The sequence below is a fragment of the Tenacibaculum sp. 1B UA genome, from assembly GCF_033978845.1.
Taxonomy (GTDB): domain Bacteria; phylum Bacteroidota; class Bacteroidia; order Flavobacteriales; family Flavobacteriaceae; genus Polaribacter.
Genome location: NZ_JAKVUA010000001.1, coordinates 317,435 through 338,149 on the forward strand (window position 1 = coordinate 317,435; position 20,715 = coordinate 338,149).

Sequence of the window (20,715 nt, forward strand, 5' to 3'; positions counted from 1 at the left end):
TACTCAATTAACTAATGGAATTAATTATGAAGAAGTTAGCAATATTAAGTTTGTTTTTGATGACCGTTTTAGCATCAGCTCAAACAACTATAACTAAAAATTTAGGAGACTTTTCAATCGTAAAAGTGTATAATGGCATAGATTTAAAACTCGTAAAATCTGATGAATCTAAAATAATAGTTACTGGTGAAAAAACAGATAAAGTTAAAATTAAGTTGGATGGAACTACCTTAAAAGTATTATTAAGATTCCCAGAAACTACTGCCGATGGTAAAGTTAAAGCAACGTTATATTACAATAAAACTTTATCAATCATTGATGCAAATGAAGGAGCAACAATTACAGGAAAAGATATTAATCAACAAAAAGTTGAAATTAGAGCTCAAGAAGGGGCTTTTATCAATCTTGTGGTTCATGTTAAGCATTTGAATGTAAAAAGTTCTTCAGGAGCTGTTATTAAGCTTTCTGGTACAACCAAGAATCAAAATGTGAATGCTGATTTAGGTGGAATGTATCATGGATATAAATTATTAGTAGAACAAATGACCACTGTAAAAGCTGGATCTGGTTCTAAGGTTGAAGTACAGTCTGGAGAAACACTAGATGCTAAAGTATCGTTTGGAGGTTCCATTTTTTACAAAGGTAAACCAGAAGTATTTAGAGACAAAAAAGTAATTGGTGGAGTAATTGAACACCGAAGTTAATTTCGTATCTTTGTAGCGCAAAATTTAATAAAAATGAATTTACTTACTATATTTTTAGGCATGATTGGACCATGGCAAATAGCTATTGTCGTTGCATTAGTATTATTATTATTCGGAGGTAGAAAAATACCTGAATTAATGAGAGGTTTAGGAACAGGTATCAAAGAATTTAAAGATGCTACTAAAAATGAAGATGAAGAGAATACTGATAAAGCAGAAGATAAAAAATAAGATTAGTACGTATCACAAATAAAAAAAACCGAAACATTTAATGTTTCGGTTTTTTATTTAGTTATATTTTTATGGCAGTACCTGAGGCTGTGACCATTAGCATACCACCATTTGAACCCACAGTTTCATAATCTAAGTCAATTCCTACGACTGCATCTGCTCCTAAACTACGAGCTCTTTCAGTCATTTCTTTTAAAGCTATTTCTTTAGCTTCTCTTAGAACTTTTTCATACGAACCAGACCTACCTCCTACTATATCTCTAATACCAGCAAAAAAGTCCTTAAAAATGTTTGCACCAATAATTGTTTCACCTGTAACAATACCTAAATATTCTTTAGCAGGTCTATTTTCTAACAAAGGTGTAGTTGATAATATCATATTATTCTTTGTCTTTTTTCTCTTGAGCTTTTTTCATAGCTTCCCCTATTTGGTTACTAGCTGTAAAGCTTGCTACCATATCATTTAACATATTACTACCCGCTTGTGGTGAATTAGGTAATAAAATTAAGTTACTGTTTGTTTCTTCACCAATAGATTGTAATGTATCATAGTGCTGGGTAACAACAATTAAAGCAGAAGCTTCTTGACTATTAATACCAACCTTATTTAATACTTCTACAGATTCTTCTAATCCACGGGCAATTTCACGACGTTGATCAGCAATACCTTGTCCTTGTAAACGTTTACTTTCAGCTTCCGCTTTTGCTTTCTCAACAATTAAAATACGCTGTGCATCACCTTCATATTGAGCCGCAGTTTTTTCTCTATCTGCTGCATTAATACGGTTCATAGCTGCTTTTACTTGAGCATCAGGATCAATATCGGTAACTAAAGTTTTTATAATATCATAACCATAATCCATCATTGCATCATTCAATTCTGTTTTAACAGCGATTGCAATATCATCTTTCTTAACAAATACATCATCTAAACGCATTTTAGGTACCTCTGCACGTACTACATCAAATACATAAGAAGTAATTTGATCATGTGGATAATCTAGCTTATAAAAAGCATCATACACTTTATCTTTTATTACTTTGTATTGAACAGAAACTTTTAATTTAACAAATACATCGTCTAAGGTTTTTGTTTCCACTATTACATCTAATTGCTGAATTTTTAAGCTTAATTTCCCTGCTATTCTATCTACAATAGGAACTTTTAATTGTAAACCAGATTGACGGATGTTTTGAAAACGACCAAAACGTTCAATAATCGCAGCGGTTTGTTGCTTAACAATAAAAAATGAAGATAATAAAACGATAACCCCGATAGCAATAACCGGATACATGTAAATTGACATAGTTTTTAATATTTAAATGTTAGTAATTTTTTTGATAAAGATACTACTTAATAGTAGATATTTATAGGACGAATTTTTTCATAATTGTTACAATTATTTTTTTAAAATTATATTTGTAAAAAATCAATTACATGGAACTTATACAACAAAGCATAACAGAAATTTTAATCTTACTTTTTTTAATCGTTACTTTTTTACAATCGGGAATTGATAAAGTGAGTGACTGGAAAGGAAATTTGTCTTTTATTAGAGGCCACTTTAAAGATTCACCTTTAAAAAATTCAGTACCAATTTTATTAGCCGTTATTTTAGTGATGGAATTATTAGCAGGTGCATTAATGTTTGTTGGAATTTTCCACTTATCAACAACAGGAAATCATAACATCGCTTTAATTGGTGTAGAATTATCTGCAGTAACATTAATCTTTTTATTAATTGGTCAACGATTAGCAAAAGATTATGCAGGGGCGATGACCTTAGCAGTTTACTTTATAATTGCAGTTTTAGGCGTATATTTATTAAATAGATAAAAACTATTAAAAACATAATAAATAATTAATATTTATTATTTAAAAACCTCTTAAAAATCTAATTTTAAGAGGTTTTTAAATTTTAATAAGGTATTTGTATGTTTTAGTGTTTAAAACTACTTAAAATAGCTTTAAATTTAGTTTTACTTACTTTTTAAGATGTAAATTAAAGAAGAATATTCACCAGAACGTTTTGCTTTCATATTTGACTTTAAACCTGTTAAAAAAGCATGAATAGGTCTTGATTTTTTTGTTTTATATTTTTCTGATAATAAAGAAACATAATATGAATCAAACTTCATTGGAAGTGTTTTTTCAACTCTCATTTCAAATAATAAAAATATTTTTGAAATAGCTGTTTTTGAAAAATGCCATAAATGTCTTGGAACATCATAAGCAGCCCAAAATTCTTTGTAGTGTTTTGCATCAAAACTTTTATGATTAGGAACAGCAATGATTAAAAATCCATTTGGTTTTAAAAGAGACTTAAGTTGTTGTATATATTCTGTTAAATTAGGAATGTGTTCTAATACATGCCAAAGTGTAATAACATCAAATTGCTTATTATCTATTTTAGAAATATCTTTTATAAGATTTACGTTTTTGTTTTTAGCAAAATCTCTAGCTTTTTCAGAAGGTTCTACTCCATTAATTCTCCATCCATCTTTTTCACATACTTTTAAAAAATCACCAGTACCTGCTCCAATATCTAAAATTGATTTTTCTTCTGTATTAAAAGAGTTAATCAATTTTAGTTTTTTCTTTAAAGTGTAATTTTTTACAAACTGATATGTTTTATCAAAAAGAGAAGTTTTACTATCTGTGTGTGAAATATAATCTTCACTAGCATAATATTTTTCTAAGTTGTTAGGTACAGGTGAAGTTACCAACATATTGTAATCTTCATTCCTCATTACCTCATAACTTTCTTTTGATACTGTATGATCAATACAGTTTAAAAAAGGTTTTAAGTTCCTGTAGAATTCTTTATCTGTAATCAAACTAATAAAATGTGTTGAGTGTTCCTTGTGGAACATTATTTTTTATCGGACAATTATACATATAAAAAACAAAACGTTCCACATGGAACATTTTATTTTTTATAACTCTAAATTAGAATTTACCTACCCATGTAAACAAGTAGTACAGATATATCACTTGGTGATACTCCACTTATTCTACTTGCTTGTGAAATTGAAGTAGGTTGTATTTTAGATAACTTTTCTCTAGCTTCATACGACAAAGATTTTACTTTACTATAATCAAATGTAGAAGGAATAGGTACGTTTTCTAATCTATTTAATTTATCGGCATTATTCTTTTCTTTTTCGATGTAGCCAGAGTATTTTAAATGAATCTCAACTTGCTCTATTATTTCTTCATCAATATCGTTTTCTTGAATATAATTTTCAAGCTTATCAATCGATCTAAAATCTGAAAAAGATAATTGTGGTCTAGCAGCAATCTTATATAATTTCATAGATTGATTAATGGTTGCTAAATTCTTATTCTCTAAAATAGGATTTACCTCTTCTTTTGTAATACTTAATTTAGTAATGAAATCTATTAAACTTTGAGTTTTGTTTTGCTTCTCTTCTACTCTATCCATTCTTTCTTGTGAAGCTAATCCTAATTTATAAGATCTTTCAGTAAGACGTAAATCAGCATTATCTTGTCGTAATAAAGTTCTATACTCTGCACGAGAAGTAAACATTCGATAAGGTTCTTCTGTTCCTTTTGTAATTAAATCATCAATTAAAACACCTATATAAGCTTCACTCCTTTTTAAAATAAATGGTTCTTTATTTTGAGTTTTTAAGGCTGCATTTACACCTGCCATTAAACCTTGTGCAGCTGCTTCTTCATAACCCGTTGTACCGTTTATTTGTCCAGCGAAAAATAAGTTATTAATTAACTTAGTTTCTAAATTATGTTTTAATTGTGTTGGTGGAAAATAATCATATTCGATGGCATAACCGTATCTAAAAAACTTTACGTTTTCAAAACCAGCGATAGAACGAATAGCTTTATCTTGAATATCTTCTGGAAGAGATGTTGAGAAACCATTTACATAAATTTCAACTGTATTCCAACCTTCTGGTTCTACGAAAATCTGATGACGTTCCTTTTCTGCAAAACGATTAATCTTATCTTCTACTGAAGGACAATAACGAGGTCCTGTAGATTTAATTCTACCATTAAACATTGGCGAGCGTTCAAACCCTTCACGAAGTATATCATGTACTTCAGGATTGGTGTAAGTAAGATAACAAGAACGTTGCTTAGTTAATGTTTTTGTAATAGGTAAATACGAGAATTTTTCTGGAGAATCATCACCAGGTTGTTCCGTCATTTTAGAATAATCTAAAGAGCGTCCATCAACACGAGGAGGAGTTCCAGTTTTCATTCTACCAGCTTCAAAGCCTTTCGCAACTAAATCTTCAGTAATACCTGTTGAAGCTCCTTCACCTGCTCTACCTCCACCAAAAGTTTTATCACCAATATGAATTAAACCATTTAAAAAAGTACCCGCTGTTACGATTACTGTTTTAGCTTTTATTTCTAAACCTAAAGCAGTTTTAACACCTGTAATAGCATCTCCATCAAACAATAATCCATTAACAGAATCTTGATAAAAGTCTAAATTTTCTGTTTGCTCTAACATCGTTCTCCAACACTCTGCAAATTGCATCCTGTCTGATTGAGCTCTTGGACTCCACATAGCAGGTCCTTTTGATTTATTAAGCATTTTAAACTGAATAGCTGTCTTGTCAGTTACAATAGCACTATAACCACCTAAAGCATCAATTTCTCGTACTATTTGCCCTTTTGCAATTCCACCCATAGCAGGATTACAACTCATCTGAGCAATGTTTTGTAAGTTCATTGTAATTAACAAAGTGTGTGCTCCCATGTTTGCACTTGCTGCAGCTGCTTCGCTTCCAGCATGTCCACCTCCTATTACAATTACATCGTATGTTGTATTAACTAAACTCATTTTTTATAGTCAGTTCCACGTGGAACTTTTTTATATTTTATCTAAAATTTCTAAACATTCATTTTCCTTAGAGCGCATCATTTGCTTCTCTTTCTCAGTCTTGTCTTTGTATTTCATATAATGTAAAATACCATGAATTATCACTCGGTGTAATTCATCTTTAAAAGAAGTACCAAACTCGTTAGCATTATCATTTACTCTTTCTATAGAAATAAAAATATCGCCCCCTACTAACTTACCCAACGTATAATCAAAACTGATAATATCAGTTAAAGTGTCGTGTTGTAAAAACTCAATATTGAGTTTATGTAAATAGGCATCGTCACAAAAAATATAGTTGATTTCTCCTAATTCAAAACCTTCTTTTTCGATACATTCTTGTATCCATTTAGAAGTGTTTTCTTCATTGTTTAATTGAAACTCGGTTTCGTAATTAAATGCAATCATTTCTTTATATCAAATACTATTGTTAATGTCTTAAAAAAAAATCAATTAAAAAGCGATAGTATTTGTATAATCTAAAGGCTTTTTAATGTGTTATTTTTTATCCTTTGGAAGGCTAAAATACTCTTGCACCTTCTTTTTGTAATTTTGGCGCAAAGGTAGTGATTGTCTGTTTAATATCTCTGTTTGGTTATAAAACAACTTTTTAAACTTCAATTCTTTAGAAGTATTGTTATTAAACTCTTGTAAATTGGTATTCGATTTACGTTGCTTATCTTTATTTTGTTCAAAAGATGCTTTGTCTAATTTTAGTAACTCATAGTTTAACTGTTGCATTCTATTTATACTTTCTTGCGTAAACCCTTTTTCTAAAATCTCATTTTCTAATTGTTCCATTTCCTTTAATGCTTTTTTAGCATCACCATTCCCTCTTTTTCCTTCCCTAATAGCATTTTCTAATTGCTCTCTTAACTGTGATTGTTCTTTATAAATTTGATATAACTCGCCATCTAAATCATCACTTTGTTCTCCGTTTTGTCCCTCTTTTTCGCCTTTCTTTTTACCATTTTTTCCGTCTTTTGGTTTTCCTTGATTTTTCTTTTGCATACCTTGTTTCATCTTTTCCATCAATTTGTTTTGTTTTTGAATGATGTCCGGTAAGCTAAACGATTTCCCTTTCCCCTTTCCTTTTCCGTTACCGGGTTTAGGGTTTTGCATGGCATCTAAAGTATTACTCAACATATCAGCTAATGTATTTGCTGAAGTCATTACATACTGTTGGTTTGATATTCCAGTCTGGAAATAATTGTCTGCAAAGTTATCTAAAGACTGATCTAAATTATAATGTGCCTGTGCTAGGTGATCTTGAATTTTTGAAGATATACTAGGAACTCGCATTGAAAGCACAAATAAACTATCGTCAATATGTTCAAAATAGGTTTTAAGCTGATGTTGTTTTTGTAGGTTTTTACCAAAATTTGGATGCGATGAATTCGATGAAGAAAACTCATCCATTAGTGCTTCTTGGTCAAAAGAAAATTTAATTAAATTTTCTAAAATTTGACGCAATCCTTCCATGTTCTCCTCCTCCATTTCAGCACTCATTGATTGCATTGACTGTTGCATTTTTTGACTCATTTCCTGCATCTTTTTAGCAGCTTTTTTCTGGTTTTTTTTAGTTTCTGAAGCATTATTTTTATCTAAGTTTTCCTCAGCTTTATTTAGTTCTTCTTGAGTTTGTTTTTCTAAATCTTCCATAGAAGGCATATCCATGGGGTGTTTTAACTCTTTATTGTCTTTTTCTAAGTCGTCTAATTCTTTCTTTGCTTTTGTAAACTCTTCATTAACCTCTTGCTGTTCTTCTTTACTAGATTCTTTGTTACTTAACTCTTCTTGTTTTTTAGATAAATCATCAAGTTTATTAGCTAGTTGATTCATCTTTTGTTCAACATAAAAACGTTTAGTCATTTCTAAAATACGTTCCAAACTACGTTCTTGTTGTTTGTTTTGTTCAGCTAGTTCTTTTGTCTTTTTAATTAAATCTTCTTTTTTAAGTTTATCAGCTAGCTTGTATAATTCATCTAATAATTTTTGTTGCTTTTCTAATTTCTTAAGTTCTTCAATACGCTTTTTAAGGTTCTCTTTTTTCTCTTGAAGTGTTTCATTTTCCTCTTTCTTTTCAGAAAAATTTTCTTGTAATTTTTGTGTTTGACGTTGCATCATTTGCTTGTATTGCTCCTGACGCTTTATTAAATTCTGAATTTTCTTTTGATCATTCCAGTTAATATTCTTTTTGTTTTGTAAATCAAACTGAATTTTCTCTAAATATTTCTTACTTTTTTGTTGTTGATCTAACGAGTTAGTGATGTTTTGAATGTAGTTTTTTTGCTCTTGTAATAGTTCTTCTTCTATTTCCTCTTCGGTTTTTTGACGATAACTAAACTTTCTACTCATGGTCTTTTTACTACCATTTACAAGATCATTATCATATACTTGAAAGTACATTTCATAGTCTATTCCTTTCTTTAAACCTAAGTTTCCTGGAAACTCAAAATAAAAGGTCTGAATAATCTCTTTTTTAATGTTAATTAATTGATTATAAGTGTTTTGGATGTTATTCTTATCATAATAAACCAATTGTAACTTCTTAAAACCGTAGTCATCAGCAATTTGACCTACAAACTGTGCGTTACCTCTCGAAATACTATCAATATTTGAATTTACGGTAATTGTAGGATATTCATCTTTGGTTACATTAATAGAAAACTGTAGCTGTTCGTAATCTGTTAGGTTTTGATTAGAGGTAGTTATTTGATAATTCGTATTGTTTAGCACACGTTTAGAATACTCAAATTCGTTGTTTTCTTTTTGTTTAAAAATTGTTCTTTTTTCTTTTTCAATAAAGGTAACTGTATCGGTTTCAGAAGTTTTAATACCCCATTTTATAATTGTTCCTTGTGGAACATTTAAGTTTCCGGTATTGTTTATAGTTTCAGAAGCTTTTCGTATGTATGACGGATACGTTAAGTTCAATGAAATATTTTGAATAGAAGGAGTTTTAATAATTGTTATACTATACTCATTAGATTCAATTCCGTTGGCGCTTGCGTAAAAAGTAATTGGGTTTTGAACTTCTGAAAACGTATACGAAAACAAACCATTTCCTTCATTCTCCATAAAGTATTGTTGATTATTAAAATGAATTTTAGTTTCCTCAGGTATTACCTCCCCTTCTGTTTGTAAATACACGGTTACATCTTTTCCTTTAATAACACGTAAATCTTTTGCAGTTAAATTAAAATAAAAAGGAGCTGGAGGATTATAAGCTACGGAATGATTTACCACACGATTAAAACTTTGCGAAAGCTTAGTAGAAGTTCCTGTAAGCAAAGAAATACCCCAAATAAGAAAAGGAATTAAAGCATACTTTATATATTTTTTATTTCCACTAAAATCGATAGCTTTATTAAAAGAAACAGGTTGTAACTCTTTCGACTTTTGTTCAATACTAGCAGCTAATAAATCAGACTGCTGATTGTTTTGCTGTAATTGTAAAACATTTAATAATTTATCTTTTACTTCAGGAAAATGATTTCCGATGATTTTAGAAGCCTCTTCAAAAGAAATTCCTTTCTGTAATCCCACAATTTTAAAAATAGGAAAACAAATAAAACGGAATAGTAAGAATACTTCCACCACAATAAATAACCAAAACAAAATAGTTCTAGCTGTAGGTTTTAACCATAAAAAGTATTCAATAAACAGTGTGAAAAGTAAATAGATTAATCCTAATGCAACAAATAAAATGCTTCCTTTTATCAATTCATTAGTGTAAAACTTCTTGCTAAACTGCTGTAGCTTTTGTTGTATTTTATTAAAATCTTTCATATCTAAGTATAAAAATACATGTTTTATGAAGAAATCTTAGTTAAAGATTTATTTAAACGCACATATCCTCTTAATAAATCATTTTAAAATAGTATTTAAAGAAAAAATAAGGACTTTCCATACCTTTTATAAGGTAAAATAGGTGATTCGTATTTAAAGTTGAATTAAATTGCTAGTACTAATTTAAAAACTTTAAAGATGTTAAAAAACATTTCAAACTTAGGTATTCTACTGAATAAAGTAGCTCAAAAAAATATTAATGGAGGGTTTTCAGGAAATAATGAATGTGATATTACAGGTTGTCATGAAAGATACCCTGGAGGAAATGGGTATGTTGGTTTTGGAGAAGGAAATCCATGTGCATTTGATACGCCATATGATATAAGCTGTGTAGGAATTATACAAAATGGATTGTGTTGCATAAGTTAAAAACTTCAAGTAGAATGTATGAAAGCAGTATTAAATTTAATGCTGCTTTTCTGTGAAGTGTAATTAATAATAAAAAAATGTTACTTAAAAAATAAGTCTTTTGTAAGGAACGAAAGCTTTTGTAAACTAATTATAAAATCTTTTTAGCATGAAACAACTAGTTTTACCAGCATTATTTTTAATTACACTTAATGCTTTTTCTCAAAGTCCATGGACAAAAAATAAAAACGAAGGATATATTCAAGTATCATATACTACCATTGGAAGCTATGATAAAATCTATGGAAACCCAGACTATAAACCACAACGAGAAATAACCGATAATACAGTACAACTATACGGAGAATATGGTGTAACTGACAAAACAACACTATTTGCTAACATTCCTTTAAAAATGGTAAAAACAGGCGATTTTACCGAAGACATGTCAGTAATTTTTCCTTCTTTTACCATTGATGAAGCTTCAGAAACTTTATTAGGGAATATTCAATTAGGAATAAAACATAATTTTTCTAATAATAAATGGTTACTTTCAGGACAACTTTCTATAGAAGCAAATACAAGTACCTATAAAGAAAATTCAGGATTACGGAGTGGTTACGATGCGTGGACATTTACCCCGTTGTTTTTAACAGGTAGAGGTTTTGATTCATGGTATATACAAGCGTTCACAGGGTTTGATATTAGAACTAATGATTATAGCTCTAACTATAAACTCGGAGGAGAAATAGGGTATAAAGCACTAAATTGGTTATGGATAGCTGGGTTTTTAGATGGTGTTGCTTCTTTAAAAAATGGAGATATAGTATTATCTAAGGAAAATTTAGCTACAGGTTTGTATGTAAACGATCAAAGCTATGCTGCCTTTGGATTAAAACTTATAGGTGAGTTCAATAAATCTTTTGGAGCTAATGTTGGTTTCGGAGGAGCTTTTGCAGGAAGAAATGTTGCCAAAGCCCCAGCATTGAGTTTCGGATTGTATCATAAATTTTAAAAAGTATGGTTTTTCCTTACTTTTTGTAAGGTAAAATAGACGACGAGTGTTTAAAGTTGAATTAAATTGCTAGTACTAATTTTAAAAACTTTAAAGATGTTAAAAAGCATTTCAAATTTAGGTACTACCCTAAAGAAAAAAGAACAAAAAAATATCAATGGAGGGTGGAGAAACATTAGATGCCATACCGATAAAGATTGTCCACCTTGGGATTCTTTTTGTCTTAATGGTTACTGCCAGTATAAATAAGATAACACAAAGCGAGCATTAGCTCGCTTTTTTATTGATCAATAAAAAAGTAAGGTTTTGCCTTACAAAAGGTAAGGCAAAAAAAGTGTTGAGTATTTAAAGTTTAATTAAATTGCTAGTATTAATTTTAAAAACTTTAAAGATGTTAAAAAACATTTCAAATTTAGGTACTACCCTAAACAAAAAAGAACAAAAATTTATTAATGGTGGTTCTAGAGGAGGACGTATGCAATGCAATTCGAATAGTGATTGTAGTATTCTTAATTCTTTACCAGGAATGGAAAATGAAGTTTTCTTTTGTTACTGGGGTTATTGTCAAATATCTTAAAAATATATTATGCTAAAGAACATTTCAAATTTAGGTACTACCTTAAAAAAGACTGAACAGAAAAATATTAATGGAGGTTTCGGACTTACCAGGTGTAGATATGATCAAGACTGTCCGAGAAGGGATATGTATTGTTTCCATGGTTACTGCCAGTATAAATAAGATAACACAAAGCGAGTTTAACTCGCTTTTTTTCTTTTTTCTCTTTCCTCCTTTTTCTTTTCTATTAACATACAACTATCTTTGCGCTTTCAAATCAATAAAAAAATGACTGAGAACGTAAGAGTACGCTTTGCTCCGAGTCCGACAGGACCATTACACATAGGTGGTGTAAGAACTGCTTTATTCAATTATTTATTTGCTAAAAAACATAACGGAACCTTTGTTTTACGTATCGAAGATACAGACCAAACTCGTTATGTAGCCAATGCAGAAAAATATATCATCGATTCTTTAGAATGGTGTAACATTCCGTTTGATGAAGGTCCAGGTAAAAACGAAAAATTCGGACCGTATCGTCAGTCAGAACGTAAAGATTTGTATAAAAAATATGCCGATCAATTAATTGAAAGCGGTTGGGCGTATTATGCATTTGATACAGCTGAAGAGTTAGATGCACATCGTAAAAATCACGAAGAGCAAGGAAAAACGTTTATCTATAATTGGCATAATCGTTTAAAGTTAAATAATTCGTTGGCTCTTTCTGCTGATGAAGTTGCAGCTAAGATTAGTGCAGGAGAAAAGTATGTGATCCGTTTTAAAACTCCACAAGATGAAACGTTGATTTTACAAGATGAAATTCGTGGTACGATTAAAGTGGAAACAAACACGTTAGATGATAAAGTATTGTTTAAATCTGATGGAATGCCAACCTATCACTTAGCAAATATTGTAGATGACCATTTAATGGAAATTTCGCATGTAATTCGTGGTGAAGAATGGTTACCTTCTCTCCCACTACATGAGTTATTATATCGTGCGTTTGATTGGAAAGCACCAAAATTTGCACACTTACCATTAATTTTAAAACCAGTAGGAAAAGGTAAATTAAGCAAGCGTGATGGTGACAAATTAGGTTTCCCAGTATTCCCGTTAGAATATACCAATGAGCAAACAGGAGATGTTTCACGTGGATATAAAGAAGACGGTTATTTCGCTGATGCTTTTATAAATATGTTAGCGTTCTTAGGGTGGAATCCTGGAACAGAACAAGAAATTTTTAGTTTAGAAGAATTAACAGAAGCGTTCGATTTAGCGCGCGTAAGCAAATCAGGAGCTAAATTTAGCCCTGATAAAGCAAAATGGTTTAACCAACAGTATTTACAGCAAAAGTCTAACGAAGAGCTTACAGCGTTATTCTTACCTATTCTTGAAGAAAAAGGTATAAGTACATATAAAGATCAGGCAGAAAAAGTAGTTTCTTTAATAAAAGAGCGTGCGACGTTTGTAGCTGATTTTTGGGAGTTATCTAGCTTTTTCTTTGAAAACCCTTCAGAATACGATGCTAAAGCAGTTAAAAAGCAATGGAAAGACACTACGAGTGAGCTAATGCAAGAGTTAATAGAAGTCATTTCTAATATAGAAAACTTTTCAATTGAAAATGCACAAACAGAAATTAAAGGATGGATTACCTCTAAAGAAATAGGCTTTGGTAAAGTGATGCAGCCACTTCGTTTAAGTTTGGTAGGTAAATTAGCAGGACCCGATTTGTTTGAAATTATGACAATGATTGGTAAAGAAATGACCATGACAAGAATACAAAATGCAATAAACGCATTATCATAAAAATAAGAAAGCCGCTTTAAAAGCGGCTTTCTTATTTTATAAAATTAGAGAAGTTTAAAACATACAACCTCCTAAATGTTTTGCAGCATTACGACCATTGTTATCACCACCATTGTTCCAGTTTAATTTGAAAACAACACCTAAAGTTCCTTGAATGTGCGAACGCATACTTTCATAACCTTCAAAAGAATGCTTATAGTATAATTGTGGATTAATACCGATATTATCGCTAACCCAGTAAATTCCACCAGCACCAACATTAAGTGTAGGTGTCATTTTACGTTCAGAATCTACTACACTTCCTCCTATAAAAACATACGGAGCAAATTTATCTAACACTGCATTTAAGTTATAACGAAATGAAGCATCCATAGAAAAATACTTTGCCGAATTTTTAATAAAACCAACATCATCAATAGTATTAAAAGACACAGCACCATCTAAAGAAAAACGATCACCAATAGGCATAGTTAAACTTACAGTAGGTACTTGAAATAAATATTGATCGCCAATAAAAGCAGCGTCACTTTCACTAAATTTTGTTATTCCAAAACCTACACCTATTTGCCAAGAGTCGTTTAAATTTTGAGAAAAAACGGATGTTGTTAAACAGGTAAAGATTGCTATGAATAAAATTTTATGTTTCATCGGGAGATAAGTGTTTAGAGTAATAACTGGTTTAATAAGTTTTTAGTATAATTAAATTAATTGGCATTCACCTTTTTAATAGCTGCGGTAAAATCATCTAAGTTGTTATCATTTAAAACTAAATGAACGGCTTCATCACAAACTTTCTCAGCATTTTCTGCAGAGAAATGCAAAGCTACTGCAATTTTACGAAGTATACCAACTTCTTCTTTAGCTACATTTTCATCAGCAAAAATCATTCTTGTTAAACGATATAAGCGCTCAATACGCTCATCATAACTTACAGGGGCGTTTATTGGATATTTTTCAGGACTTTTTAAAATTAGCTTATATTCTTCTTCACTAATATTTAACTTCTTTGCGGTTCTGTCTAATAATAACTGTTCCCCTTCTGAAATAATTCCATCAGTCTCAGCAATTTTTACTACACTAGCAAAGTGCCCTATTTCTTGTTTATGTTTTCCGGTTGAATATAAATCTGATATTGACATAATTTTTTGTTTTTTTATGATTGAAAGTAAGTGGTATTTATTTAGAAGCAAAGTTTAAATAAAGTCACATAAATACCGCCGAAAGTTAACAATTCTAACCAAAAACAAAGTATTATTTTTTTTTATTGTAATTTAAAAACACATAAAAACTACTAATAAATAACAGCTATTTTTTAGGTGTTTTAAAGAGTTTTTATTTTTAGTTAATACGAATGTTTATACTAGTGTTTTTTTATTCTTTAAAATAGCGATTAAACAGGTTTTAATAAAAAAAATAGAAAAAAGAAAATTTAATAGAGAATACTTATAGAACACATAAAAAGAATCAATAAATCTTAATTTCGTTTTTAAAATTACTAACTTGTTAACAAATGAATTTTTAATCTTATCAAAGTGAAAACGGCATACACTATTTTAATTTTTCTAATTTCAATTACGTTTAGTTTTTCACAAAATAAAGGAGTAATAGAAAAAGAAGTCAACGAACAAATATGGCAACCATTTAAAAAATCTTTTGAAGCTAGAGATTGGAATACATTTAATAGTTTGCATATTAATGATGTTTTAAGAGTTAATAAGTATGGAATTCGTATAGGTGAAGAATACAAAACATCAGTGCAAACATCTTATCAAAAACCAACGACTAAGAAAAGACAAATAGATTTTTGTTTCAATCAAAGAACTTACAAAGAAAGTACTGGTTATGAAGTAGGTTATTACCGAGTTATATATACCGAAAAAGACAAAGAACCACGTATTGTATACGGTAGGTTCCACGTGGTACTTAATAAAAAGAATGGTGTATGGTTAATTTCACAAGACTGGGATACTGATACAATTAACGGAGAACCAATTACTAAAGAAGGTTTTGAATCAGGTAAATGTTTGTAAATTAGATAGCAATTTTCTTTTATATGATCTCAACAAACAGATTGTTTTGGTCACCTACTCCTTCGAAATAACGTTGAGGTGGTATAACTGATTAAAATAAGGGAATAAAAGCATAAAAATAATTTTCAAAGTACCTTATTTTTATGAGCAGAAGCTTTAAAACCAGCCTATGAATAACGAAAAGAATTCTGAAACTTGGAAAAAACTTTACCATAACTCACAAGAACTCACAAAACCAACATCAATAAACAGTATACTTTCTGATGACGATGTAACCTTTTTAAAACAAGAATTAAAAAACATCATCAATCGGTTTTTAGACAAAGGAGAATTGCATAAAGGCATCAAAGTATACATAAATCATGAGCTTCAAAACGGAATTGCAGAAGAAATGGCTGCCAATAGACCCAAAGAAAATGAAACTATTGAACAGTGGTGTATAAAGCTCTTTGGAGATCAAAAATTCGGAGTTGTTTTCAATAGCTTAGAAACCTTTAGCAATGAGTTTACAGAGAGAATGTGCCATATAGTTGCTCCACTACTTCAAAAAGCAGGAATGCCCTTGGGCGGACTTTCTTTTTTGTTTTTTATGGGAAATTATGGTTTTACCCCTTTCGGAATTCATAAAGATGCCAAAGGAGAAGATGGTTTTTTGTTTCACTTAGGCCCAAATGATAAAGGTTTTTACACTTGGGATATTGAAGAATACAACCAAATAGAACACCATACCAAAGTGTTCCACGAGGTAAATGCAATGTTATCAACATCTACAAAATATCCGTTAAAAGCAAAATCAGCCATGTTTATTCCGTATCATGTATATCATATTGCAAAAACTGATGAATTTTCGTTGAGTGTGGTAATGGATTATATCAATCCGTCTAGAGACTATTTAGAAAAAACAATTGCTACACAAATAGCGTCTAGTGAGTTAATAAAAAATCCAAAAGTAGGGTACTTACCACCTGTAGATACCACAACCGAAGAATTGGATTGGAATCCCTTATTAAACTCAAAAACGTGGGAAAATAAATACAAAAACACACTTACAAAATACATAACCCAACTAAAAAGTAACGCAGGAGTATTAAACCCATCAATACTTCAAAACAAAGAAGGCTTACTCAATCCGCCATTTCAAATTATGGGAAAAACAATTTTTCCGTTGTTGTTACATACAGAAAATACAGAGAAAACCAGCATAATGGCAAGAGGAAACGAGGTTGTAGTTAGCAATAACTCACAACTAAGCACAATTATAGAAAAGCTAAACACAGGAGAAACCATAAGCTTTGAAGAACTACAAAACCACCTCACTCCTACTTGGGAATTGATGGATGTATTTGATTTTGTAAGTCAGTTAGCACGAGTTGGAGCGATTACTATTTGTAAGGAATAAAACCTTTTTTTGTACAAACTTTTTTCTACAAAAAAAATCCTTGTACAACATAAGAAAGACGTTGAGGTTGCATGGTGTCCTGTCATTTCGACCGTAGGGAGAAATCTGCTTAATTTGAGTAGGAAACACTCTTTTAAATACCTAACACGCGACTGTAAGATTTCTCAGTCGTGCCTCCTTCGAAATGACGTAATGAGTTGTCATTTCGAGCGATAGCGAGAAATCTGTTTAATTCTAGTTAGAAGCATTATTGAAAATACCTAATAGACCATTATAAGATTTAGCTCTGCTGAATCTTGAGACTTCTCAGTCGTAGCTCCTTTGAAATGACGTTTAGAATTTTTCATATCTTTAAAATAAAAAATGCTAGACAAATATGTTGTGTACATCATCACAAACAAGAACAAAACCACGCTGTATATTGGTGTGACTAACAACCTCCAAAAACGATTATCTCAACATTATTTTGATAGTGAACATGCTAAAAAATCCTTTGCAGGAAAATATAATTGCTATTATTTGATTTATTATGAAGCTTTTGAAACGATAAACGAAGCAATCTATCGAGAAAAAGAATTGAAAAAATGGCGCAGAGAAAAGAAAGAAAGCCTGATTAATAGTTTCAATCCTGAATGGAATTTTTTAAATAATGAAGTGTTTTAATTAATACGGTCATTTCGAGCGATAGCGAGAAATCTCATTCATGTGAGTCAGAAACACTCTTGAAAGTTCCCTACACACAACAATAAGATTTCTCAGTCGTGTCCTCCTTCGAAATGACTTTGGAGTTGTTGTTTTTCATTCTTAGCATCCTGTCATTTCGAGCGCTAGTGAGAAATCTCATTCACGGGAGTCAGAAACACTCTTGAAAGTTCCCTACACATAACAATAAGATTTCTCACCACCGTTACACTTCAGTTCGAAATGACGTATAAGTTGTCATTTCGACCGCAGGGAGAAATCTCACTCACAGGAGTCACAAACACTCTTAAAAGTACTTAACATACGACTATAAGACTTCTCACCTCCATTGCACTTCAGTTCGAAATGACGTTAGGTTCGTCATTCCGAACGAAGAGAGGAATCTCATTCATTTGAGTTACAAATATTCTTAGAAGTCACTAACACACGACTGTAAGATTTCTCACCTCCGTTGCACTCCAGTTAGAAATGACAAAAAGGTTTGCCTCCCTCCTCTTTTTTTAATATGTTTAACACGCTAAAAAACAAAAAGTAGTACTACCCCTTATCTTAACTATTTTTTATAAACAACAAGTAACAACAAACACTTTTTTATGGGTTACTGTGAAGAATGGTGGTTGAATAGGTATGTATTTGCAAAGAAAATATAAAACTAGATACTATGAGAGAAATTGCAAATCTAAAAGACCAAAATATTGAAAATCAAAGTAAAACAATTATTGTAAACAAGAAACAGAAAAAACGTTTTACTGCTAAAATAAATGGAGTTGGAATAGTAGGATTTATTTTAGCAGTGATAGGTTTATTTTTTGGATGGTTTCCTTTTTTAGGATGGCTCATATGGGCTTTAGGATTTATTTTTTCTTTAGTTGGAATATTTAAAAAACCCAGAGGACTTGCAATAGCTGGTTTAGTTATTTCCTCATTTAGTTTCATTTGGGTTGCTTTTCTTTTTCGGGGTTGGCTATTTTAGGAGTAGCGACTTTAGTGTGAACTAAAAAAGTAGTGTTATCCTTTATCTCAACTATTTTTTTGTACAAAACAACAGTTACCTCGCCATTGCTTCTTATCCGTCATTGCGAGCCTTTCGACTGTCGCTCAAGACAGGCTAAAACAAAGCAATCTTTCTGTTACGAGTTCTAAATGAACAGACTATTTCGGTCATAACTTCCCTCGTAATAACAAAAAGGTTTGCATCCCTCCTCTTTTTTTACTATGTTTAACATGCTAAAAAACAAAAAGTAGTACTACCCCTTATCTCAACTATTTTTTTATTAAAAAAGTAACAACAAACACTTCTTTATGGATTGTCGTAAAGAATCGTGGTTGTGTATGTTTAGTTTTGAGAAGAAAACAATAAGTTAATTAAATAGTATAAATAACAATGAGTAATAATAAAATAATATTGGAAGGTTGTATCAAAGCTTTTAAAGATACAAATGAAATTGAACTTTCTGAAAGTGAAACTTTTGAAGTGTTTTCATTAACTCAAATTCATAAAGATAGAAACATTACTTACGAAAATATTATTTCTGCTATTGTAGATGGAGGAAATGATGGAGGGATAGATTCTTTAATGGTTTTTATGGATGAAGAATTCGTTGAAAATATTGATGATCTAGAAAATTTTAATTTCTCTAATAAGACTGAAGCAAAATTTATTCTTACTCAATGCAAAAAAGAGAATTCGTTTAAAGAAAAAGCCATTGATAAGCTGATTACAACTATTCCAGTATTATTAGATCTTGAGAAAAACGAAACAGAATTATTAAGTAGGTTTAACTCTGATTTAGTAACACAAGCATTACTTTTAATTGAAGTATGGAAGAAAACAGCTATTAATGGAGGTAAAATCTCATTAGATTATATATATACTTGTAATGCACAAGAAATAACTATAAATAATGTATTTAAACAAAAAGTAGATCAATTAATAGACATCACTAAAAATTGTTTATCTAGTCAATCAGTGACTTTTTCAAGTTATAGTTGTACCGAACTTTTAGAGTTTTATCAAAAACAAAAGTCTAATCGTCTTTCAATTGAATTTAAGGATAGACCCCTCTCTACTGATTTTGGAGATAACGGAATAGGATACATTGGTACAGTTAAATTAGCAAACTATAAACAATTTCTTAAATCAGAAAATGGAGACATTAGAGATGATCTTTTTGAAAGTAATATAAGACACTTTCAAGGTCTAGTAGATGTAAATAAAAAAATTAAATCAACAATTGAAAATCCATCATGTGAAGATTTTTGGTGGTTAAATAATGGAATTACAATAATTGCTGAAGAACCGAAAGAAGTTGGTAAAAAATTGTCAATAGAGAATATTCAAATTGTTAACGGTCTTCAAACCTCTTATTCTATTTTTAACAATCATAATGAAGATACTAGTGATAATCGTTCAGTTCTTGTTAAAGTTATAATTAATAATAACAAAGAAACTACAGATCATATAATTGCAAGTACCAATAGTCAGAACCCAGTTTCAGCAACATTACTTCGAGCAACTGAACCGATTCAAAGGAATTTAGAATTATTCTTTTTAAATGAAGGTTTTTATTATGATAGACGTAAGAACTATTATAAGAACCAAGGAAAACCTGCAACAAAAATATTTAGTATTCAGCTAACTGCTCAAGCAATACAATCTATTGCTTATGATGATCCACATACAGCAAGATCTAGACCTACATCATTACTTAAGACAGAAGCATCGTATAAGAAAATTTTTAATCCTAATAAAGATTTTAATATCTATTTAAAATGCTGTTTAATATATAGAAAGGGACATAATTTTTGGTTAAAGCATTCTGATTCCAATGAAAAAAACAAAACTTCTAATTTTAAACTTCATTTAGGTGGTTTATTACCTAAAGTTTTATTGAGTAAGAAAAATATTAGTTTGAATGAGATTTCTACAATAAATATGGATGATATTAATGAATATGTGTTTAAAGAATCAATTAGTTTATTGAATAATTCAATAGATAGTTATTTATCTGAAAATCCTTCATCAAACCTTATTAACATTGCTAAATCAAAGGAGTTTACAGATTATTTATATAGTAAAGTAGATGAAAGATACAGTGTCTGCAACCAGTAAAACTATAAACAATTTTTTTATTGAATAATATAGTTTTAAACTTTCTAAAACATATTTTACACAAAAAAATAATCCTCGTACATTTG

21 protein-coding genes are annotated in these 20,715 nt (G+C 30.3%); 13 read left to right on the forward strand and 8 right to left on the reverse strand.

Features of this window, described 5'->3' with window-relative positions:
- The first annotated feature begins 26 nt into the window (after positions 1 to 26).
- Together MK851_RS01580 and MK851_RS01585 are read left to right on the forward strand one after the other, a co-directional pair.
- Positions 27 to 704: a head GIN domain-containing protein gene (locus MK851_RS01580; protein ID WP_320240854.1), complete on the forward strand. Its 678-nt coding sequence runs from the start codon at positions 27 to 29 to the stop codon at positions 702 to 704.
- Positions 705 to 737: 33 nt separating this feature from the next.
- Positions 738 to 935: a twin-arginine translocase TatA/TatE family subunit gene (locus tag MK851_RS01585; protein WP_115899639.1), complete on the forward strand. Its 198-nt coding sequence runs from the start codon at positions 738 to 740 to the stop codon at positions 933 to 935.
- A gap of 61 nt (positions 936 to 996) precedes the next feature.
- On the opposite strand, the gene MK851_RS01590 is transcribed toward MK851_RS01585, so the two are convergent.
- Both MK851_RS01590 and MK851_RS01595 read right to left on the reverse strand, forming a co-directional pair.
- A complete protein-coding gene (locus MK851_RS01590; protein ID WP_303504924.1) occupies positions 997 to 1,314 on the reverse strand; it encodes a heavy metal-binding domain-containing protein in 318 nt (105 codons plus the stop codon).
- A gap of 1 nt (position 1,315) precedes the next feature.
- Entirely contained in the window at positions 1,316 to 2,242 is a 927-nt protein-coding gene (locus MK851_RS01595) for an SPFH domain-containing protein (protein WP_303504926.1), read from the reverse strand.
- A 131-nt stretch (positions 2,243 to 2,373) separates the two neighbouring features.
- Between MK851_RS01595 and MK851_RS01600 the strand changes: the two genes are divergently transcribed.
- Positions 2,374 to 2,772, forward strand: coding sequence for a DoxX family membrane protein (locus MK851_RS01600; RefSeq protein WP_303504928.1), 399 nt, complete (start codon positions 2,374 to 2,376; stop codon positions 2,770 to 2,772).
- 143 nt (positions 2,773 to 2,915) lie between these two features.
- On the opposite strand, the gene MK851_RS01605 is transcribed toward MK851_RS01600, so the two are convergent.
- The 4 genes from MK851_RS01605 to MK851_RS01620 all read right to left on the reverse strand — a co-directional run bounded on the left by MK851_RS01605 (position 2,916) and on the right by MK851_RS01620 (position 9,601).
- The gene (locus MK851_RS01605) at positions 2,916 to 3,773 is read right to left on the reverse strand and encodes a class I SAM-dependent methyltransferase (RefSeq protein WP_320240860.1); all 858 of its coding nucleotides are present in this window, start codon (positions 3,771 to 3,773) and stop codon (positions 2,916 to 2,918) included.
- 119 nt (positions 3,774 to 3,892) lie between these two features.
- Positions 3,893 to 5,770, reverse strand: coding sequence for a tRNA uridine-5-carboxymethylaminomethyl(34) synthesis enzyme MnmG (gene mnmG / locus MK851_RS01610; protein ID WP_320240862.1), 1,878 nt, complete (start codon positions 5,768 to 5,770; stop codon positions 3,893 to 3,895).
- 30 nt (positions 5,771 to 5,800) lie between these two features.
- Entirely contained in the window at positions 5,801 to 6,217 is a 417-nt protein-coding gene (gene ybeY, locus MK851_RS01615; protein WP_320240864.1) for an rRNA maturation RNase YbeY, read from the reverse strand.
- 90 nt (positions 6,218 to 6,307) lie between these two features.
- Complete coding sequence (locus MK851_RS01620) at positions 6,308 to 9,601, reverse strand: DUF4175 family protein (protein WP_320240866.1); 3,294 nt, start codon at positions 9,599 to 9,601, stop codon at positions 6,308 to 6,310.
- A 198-nt stretch (positions 9,602 to 9,799) separates the two neighbouring features.
- Here MK851_RS01620 and MK851_RS01625 point away from each other — a divergent pair, with 198 nt between their 5' ends.
- From MK851_RS01625 to gltX, 5 genes are all read left to right on the forward strand, one after another.
- Entirely contained in the window at positions 9,800 to 10,030 is a 231-nt protein-coding gene (locus MK851_RS01625) for a hypothetical protein (protein ID WP_115899646.1), read from the forward strand.
- Between the two features lie 148 nt (positions 10,031 to 10,178).
- Entirely contained in the window at positions 10,179 to 11,024 is an 846-nt protein-coding gene (locus tag MK851_RS01630) for a hypothetical protein (protein ID WP_303504942.1), read from the forward strand.
- A gap of 96 nt (positions 11,025 to 11,120) precedes the next feature.
- Positions 11,121 to 11,273 (forward strand): hypothetical protein, encoded by a 153-nt coding sequence (locus MK851_RS01635; protein WP_303504944.1) that lies wholly within the window; start codon positions 11,121 to 11,123, stop codon positions 11,271 to 11,273.
- A 142-nt stretch (positions 11,274 to 11,415) separates the two neighbouring features.
- Positions 11,416 to 11,601 carry a hypothetical protein gene (locus tag MK851_RS01640; protein ID WP_303504946.1) on the forward strand — a complete coding sequence of 62 codons (186 nt, stop codon included), beginning with the start codon at positions 11,416 to 11,418 and terminating at the stop codon, positions 11,599 to 11,601.
- Positions 11,602 to 11,868: 267 nt separating this feature from the next.
- A complete protein-coding gene (gene gltX, locus MK851_RS01645; protein WP_320240869.1) occupies positions 11,869 to 13,386 on the forward strand; it encodes a glutamate--tRNA ligase in 1,518 nt (505 codons plus the stop codon).
- Positions 13,387 to 13,440: 54 nt separating this feature from the next.
- Here gltX and MK851_RS01650 read toward each other — a convergent pair whose 3' ends face one another.
- Entirely contained in the window at positions 13,441 to 14,034 is a 594-nt protein-coding gene (locus MK851_RS01650; protein WP_115899651.1) for an outer membrane beta-barrel protein, read from the reverse strand.
- Positions 14,035 to 14,090: 56 nt separating this feature from the next.
- Entirely contained in the window at positions 14,091 to 14,525 is a 435-nt protein-coding gene (locus tag MK851_RS01655; RefSeq protein WP_303504953.1) for a TerB family tellurite resistance protein, read from the reverse strand.
- A 393-nt stretch (positions 14,526 to 14,918) separates the two neighbouring features.
- Between MK851_RS01655 and MK851_RS01660 the strand changes: the two genes are divergently transcribed.
- The 5 genes from MK851_RS01660 to MK851_RS01680 all read left to right on the forward strand — a co-directional run bounded on the left by MK851_RS01660 (position 14,919) and on the right by MK851_RS01680 (position 20,629).
- Positions 14,919 to 15,416: a hypothetical protein gene (locus MK851_RS01660; protein ID WP_320240872.1), complete on the forward strand. Its 498-nt coding sequence runs from the start codon at positions 14,919 to 14,921 to the stop codon at positions 15,414 to 15,416.
- Positions 15,417 to 15,585: 169 nt separating this feature from the next.
- Positions 15,586 to 16,815: an RNA methylase gene (locus MK851_RS01665; protein WP_320240874.1), complete on the forward strand. Its 1,230-nt coding sequence runs from the start codon at positions 15,586 to 15,588 to the stop codon at positions 16,813 to 16,815.
- Positions 16,816 to 17,178: 363 nt separating this feature from the next.
- Positions 17,179 to 17,478 (forward strand): GIY-YIG nuclease family protein, encoded by a 300-nt coding sequence (locus MK851_RS01670; RefSeq protein ID WP_320240875.1) that lies wholly within the window; start codon positions 17,179 to 17,181, stop codon positions 17,476 to 17,478.
- A gap of 700 nt (positions 17,479 to 18,178) precedes the next feature.
- Positions 18,179 to 18,490: a hypothetical protein gene (locus MK851_RS01675; RefSeq protein ID WP_320240877.1), complete on the forward strand. Its 312-nt coding sequence runs from the start codon at positions 18,179 to 18,181 to the stop codon at positions 18,488 to 18,490.
- Between the two features lie 411 nt (positions 18,491 to 18,901).
- Positions 18,902 to 20,629 (forward strand): AIPR family protein, encoded by a 1,728-nt coding sequence (locus MK851_RS01680; protein WP_320240879.1) that lies wholly within the window; start codon positions 18,902 to 18,904, stop codon positions 20,627 to 20,629.
- The last annotated feature ends 86 nt before the right edge of the window (positions 20,630 to 20,715 follow it).